Origin of the sequence: Caulobacter sp. 602-1, assembly GCF_003931565.1 — a bacterium.
Classification (GTDB): Bacteria; Pseudomonadota; Alphaproteobacteria; order Caulobacterales; family Caulobacteraceae; genus Caulobacter.
Genome location: NZ_RRYI01000087.1, coordinates 1 through 310, shown reverse-complemented (window position 1 = coordinate 310; position 310 = coordinate 1). Strand labels below are relative to the sequence as shown.

Genomic DNA, 310 nt, shown 5'->3' with positions numbered 1-310 from the left:
GACGAAGTCGGTGCGGACGAGGTCGGCGGTCTTCTCGTCGTGGGTGTAGCGCGCGCCCAGGGTCAGGACGAAGGTGGCTGGCAGGTGGACCGTGCCGTCGACGAAGGCGGCGTAGCTCCTGGTTTTCACCGCCTGGTCCGTCAGGACGTCTGAGGCGGCAATGCCAGTGGCGGCGGCCAAGCCGCGCGTGCGCAGCTGGCGCTTGGCGTCCTCGTCGGCGAAATAGACGCCGGCCACCAGGTCGCCGCCCTCCCACTTCGGGCTGGCCCAGCGGATCTCCTGCGAGAACAGGCCGACATCGTCGACGTCG

The 310-nt window shown here is 69.7% G+C and carries 1 pseudogene; it reads right to left on the bottom strand.

Annotated elements, in window-relative coordinates:
- A pseudogene (locus EIK80_RS25360) lies at window positions 1-310 on the bottom strand (TonB-dependent receptor); the annotation flags it as partial.